Genomic DNA, 3,587 nt, shown 5'->3' on the forward strand with positions numbered 1-3,587 from the left:
TAAATAAACTTAAAACTTAAAAGCCTGTGTCTCCCGCTGCGCGGGAGACACAGGCTCTGGTTTGATTATTTAATTATACTGACGTACTTATAAATCGTATAAATCGGAAATCACTGTAGTATTCTGGTTTTGCGGTATATATACATCAAACATGGAATATAAAAGGCTTGGCTCAAGCGATCTTTTGGTGTCCGAAATTTGCCTAGGGACAATGACCTACGGTCAACAAAATACGATCGCCGAGGCTCACGAACAACTGGACTATGCGATCGCGCAGGGGGTGAACTTTATTGATACTGCCGAAATGTATCCAGTGCCGCCGAAAGCAGAAACTCAGGGCAGAACTGAACAATATATCGGTGAATGGTTAGCTCAGCCTCGTATCAAGCAACAACGCGATAAATTAATTGTAGCTACTAAAATTATTGGTACGGGACGCAATTACAATTGGTTGCGCGATGATGCGATCGCCGCCTTAAGTCGCAAAAATATTTTACAAGCCGTAGATGATAGCCTCAAGCGCTTGCAAACTGACTACATCGATCTCTATCAAATTCACTGGCCTGATCGCAACGTACCGATGTTCGGACAGGTAGCCTTTGATCCCCAGCAAGAGCGAGAAATGGTCGCCATTGCCGAGCAATTAGAAACCTTTGCCGAACTCATAAAGGAAGGTAAAATTCGTCATTTGGGAGTCAGCAATGAAACTCCTTGGGGGATCTGTGAATTTAGTCATACCGCCAAAAGACTCAATTTGCCGAAGATTTTATCAATTCAAAATGCCTACAGTCTTCTCAATCGTACCTTTGACAGTCACCTTGCCGAGGCTTGTTATCGCGAGGGCGTGAGTTTGCTCGCCTATAGTCCCCTTGGGTTTGGACATCTATCAGGCAAGTATATCCAAGGTGACCAAACCAATACCCATACTAGGATCGGTCTATTTCCTAACTTTGGTCAACGCTATAACAAGGTTAATGTCCGTGCGGCTACTGCGGAATATGCCGCGATCGCACAAAAGTACGATTTATCTCCTACCCAATTAGCCTTAGCATTTGTAAGGAGTCGTTGGTTTGTGGCAAGTACGATCATAGGCGCAACGACAATGGAACAACTTCAGGAAAATATCGACAGTGCTAATGTTCGACTTAGTAATGAGATCTTAGTAGAAATCGATCATGTCCATGCCCGCTATTTTAACCCTGCGCCTTAAAAAGAGTTTTCAAGTTGAAATGGCTACGCCATTTCTTAACTTGGTATAAATTCTGCATCAATCTCCTCTCCTACCTCAAAGAGAGAACGTCTTAAAAATCCCTAATTGCACCATGAAAATGACCTACCGTAAAGCGCTAATCCCCCTTCTTACTGCTGTTAGCTGTCAAATTCTCATTGCTGACGGTGCAATCTCTGCCAATATCGCGGATAGTGGCAATGTCATCCAGTTAAATGGACAGACTTGGTCGGGGCGTTGGATCAAGAAAGTCGAGCAAGGACAGCAAAACTTATACGTACAAGAGGACTGGCTAACGGGTGGTTTAGGGGTACAGATGATGGATTCGGACAAAGCCGATCGCCAAAAACTGCGATGGTTTTCGAGTCCCACCTTCTCACAGGTTACCTTTGATAATACGGGGCGATTGCGCTATCTCTCCCTCGCACCATTTACCGAGCAATGGCGGACAGAAATCTCAGGTCCTACTCTCAATATTTATACCCCCGATGCCCAAATGCAATCTCTGCGTCGGAGCAAGCAGGTTTGGGGCGATCGCATAGCGATCGATCTCAGTCGGCGCACGCCTTGGCGAGTCAGTCAGCAGGGTAATACGATCACGATCTTTGTATCAGCGGAAGTTTCACCCGATCTCCCCATTGGCTCCAATGCGATCGCTGGGAACTTGGTAAAATCGGTTAACGTATTGCCAATGGGGAAATCGACCCAAATTCAGATTCTGTTGAATGAATCGCTCCAACCTGCGATCGAGATGCTCAGTAGTCCATCACCGAAACTAGTCATCGATCTGCGGCGCGACTATATTCCCCCTAGCTTGACGGTGCAATGGGCAGAGGGGCTGCGTAGAATCGAACGGGTTGTCGAAATTCCAAACAAGCCCAAAACAGATAAAGACCCTAAGACCATTAAATTCTCGGTTACGGCTTTAGAGGTCGATTTGAAATCGCCGCGATTAAGATTACGTCCCATTTGGAGCAATCCCGAAGGTTCACCTGAAGGCATCATGGGTTTAATGCCAGTGCCGCAAATGGTGGAACAGTCTCAAGCCATCGGTGCAATCAACGGAGGATTTTTTAACCGCATTCGCAAGTTACCCGTAGGAGCAATTCGAGAAGGCAATCGGTGGATCGCGGGAACGGCGCTAGTCAGAGGCGCGATCGCTTGGAACGAGCAGGGTGACGCGATCATTGATCGCCTCAACTTCAATGAAGAAATCAGTACGGCAAATCAGGCAAAAATTGCCCTTACTAATCTCAATAGCGGTTACGTGCAAAGGGGAATTGCTCGCTATACATCCAATTGGGGTAGCCTGTATACTCCGCTTACCGAAAACGAACTGATCATTGTGGTACGAGGCGATCGGGTCACTGCTCAATATCAGGGCAGTGCCGTCGGTGTCGGACAGGTTGCCATTCCCAGTGATGGCTATGTCCTAGTGGCAAGACAAACGCCTGATGCGGCAAATCAATTACCCGTGGGGATGACCGTTCGCGGTCGGCAAGCCTTCATTCCTGACAAGTTTGCCAGCTTTCCAAATCTAATTGGGGCAGGTCCATTGCTACTCAAAAATGGAAGCTTATCTTTAGACGGAAAAGTAGAACAGTTTCAAGCAGGTTTTGATACTCAGGCAGCTAACCGCAGTGCGATCGCCACAACTAAGGAAAAAGGTAAACTGCTCCTTGCGACAGTTCAAGCTGCCCCTGACGGGGTTGCGCCCAACCTCCTCCAGACTGCTGAAGTTCTCAAAAAAATGGGGGCAGTAGATGCGCTCAATCTTGATGGTGGTAGTTCTTCTACCCTCTTTCTTGGTGGGGAAGTTCTCAATCGCTCGGTGACGGAGATCGCACCAGTTAATAATGCGATCGCCATATTTATTGCTCCTCCTCCCTCAAAACCACAATTTTAAGTAACTTTGCGCCCAAATCCAAACCCAGAAATTTTTTAAAAGAGTTGCTTAGCAACTCTTTTAAAAAATTTCTGGTAGCTCTTTTAATCGGAAATTGCTGTAGATTGGCAAATTAGATTAGCGAACAAAGTATAATGAGTTGATCATATAATTTTTCGCCTATAGCAATGCTTGATTTAGTTGGGGATGAGTGGCATTGCTATATAGCTATAGCCTATTAAGTCAGGAATCAAACCCAATAGAGAGTTGCGGCGCTTCGCGCCGCAACTCTCTATTGGGTTTGATGTCCTGACTTAAGTGAATATAGCTATAGAAGTTACGCATTGACAAAAGGGAGAAAATAGGCATTGAGTTAGCCAGCAATAGCCATAGCAAAAATGAGGGAAATCAGCAAACCATCAACGGCAAAATGTGACTTGAACAAGTACATCTTGTTTTTACTGTCAGAACCAA

Annotated in this window: 2 protein-coding genes; both read left to right on the plus strand. The window is 45.8% G+C overall.

From position 1 onward, the window contains the following. The first annotated feature begins 151 nt into the window (after positions 1-151). Positions 152-1,210, plus strand: a complete 1,059-nt coding sequence (locus PSE7429_RS22100) for an NADP(H)-dependent aldo-keto reductase (RefSeq protein WP_009629610.1) — start codon at positions 152-154, stop codon at positions 1,208-1,210. Between the two features lie 118 nt (positions 1,211-1,328). Beyond that, on the plus strand, positions 1,329-3,134 hold the full coding sequence (locus PSE7429_RS22105; protein ID WP_233424418.1) for a phosphodiester glycosidase family protein: 1,806 nt from the start codon (positions 1,329-1,331) through the stop codon (positions 3,132-3,134). The last annotated feature ends 453 nt before the right edge of the window (positions 3,135-3,587 follow it).

This window comes from Pseudanabaena biceps PCC 7429 (genome assembly GCF_000332215.1).
In the GTDB taxonomy this organism is placed as follows: Bacteria; Cyanobacteriota; Cyanobacteriia; order Pseudanabaenales; family Pseudanabaenaceae; genus Pseudanabaena; species Pseudanabaena biceps.

What these genes read in the sequence shown, in the direction of transcription:
- PSE7429_RS22100 (WP_009629610.1), top strand. Translation starts at nt 152, where the DNA reads ATGGAATATAAAAGGCTTGGCTCAAGCGATCTTTTGGTGTCCGAAATT.
- PSE7429_RS22105 (WP_233424418.1), top strand. Translation starts at nt 1,329, where the DNA reads ATGACCTACCGTAAAGCGCTAATCCCCCTTCTTACTGCTGTTAGCTGT.